This is a genomic window from Nocardioides taihuensis (genome assembly GCF_042657275.1).
Taxonomy (GTDB): Bacteria; Actinomycetota; Actinomycetes; order Propionibacteriales; family Nocardioidaceae; genus Nocardioides; species Nocardioides taihuensis.
Window position 1 is genome coordinate 1 of record NZ_JBHSKD010000032.1, and the last position, 946, is coordinate 946.

Sequence of the window (946 nt, forward strand, 5' to 3'; positions counted from 1 at the left end):
GCGGCGCTCAGTGTTGTAGTGCTCCAGCCAGGGTGCAAGGGCCGCGGTTCGCTCGTCGTTGCTGGTGAAGACCTGCCGGTAGGCCCACTCGGTGGCCAGGGTGCGGTTCAGGCGCTCGACCTTGCCGTTCTGCCAGGGGCAGTGGGGCTTGATGAACTTCTGCTTGATGTCGTGCTCGACGCAGATAGCTCGTAGCGACCACCGGTAGGCCCAGGCGTTGTCGGTCATCAATCGTTCGATCCCGGTGATGCCGTGGGCAGCGAAGTAGTCGATCGCTCGGCGGAGGAACTGCGCACACGTCGGCCCCTTCTCGTCGGGCAGGATCTCTGAGTAGGCCAACCGGGAATGGTCGTCGACCAGTGAGTGGACGTAGTCGTAGCCGGGGCCGTTGACGCGGTCACGAGCAACGGTGCGGCCGTGAACACGCCAGCCCCCGCCGTCGGGGATGCGGCCGATCTTCTTGACGTCCATGTGCACCAGCTCGCCGGGTCGTTCACGCTCGTAGCGCACGGCGGTCTGTTTGGAGGATCGGATGACATCGCCGGTGATCGGATCGCACTCACGCAGATAGGGCACGTCGTGGCGGCGCAGGATCCGTGACACCGTCCGCGCGGGCACCCCGACCTTCGCGCTGAGCACCTCGGGACCCTCGCGATGCTCGGCGCGGGCCGCCAGGACCTTCTGCTCGACCTCATCGCTGGTCCTGGTCGGCATCGTGTGGGGACGCGAGGACCGCGTCACCAGCCCGGCTTCACCTTCGCTGGCGTAGCGGTCGATCCAGGTCTTCACACACTTGCGCGAGACGCCCATCGCTGCGGCGATGTGGGCTTGGGGCCAGCCGGCCTGGTGGCGCTGGACGATCAGCCGACGACCGTGAACGGTCAGCCGGGCACTACCGTGGGACACGAGAACCTCCGGGTTGGAGTGGGCCTTCGACAAGCCACAT

At 66.6% G+C, this 946-nt stretch carries 1 protein-coding gene; it reads right to left on the bottom strand.

The annotated features are described in order from the left end of the window. The coding region (locus tag ACFPGP_RS23815) for an IS481 family transposase (protein ID WP_378594054.1) at positions 1 to 906 on the bottom strand (906 nt) is incomplete at its 3' end. Positions 907 to 946 lie beyond the last annotated feature (40 nt).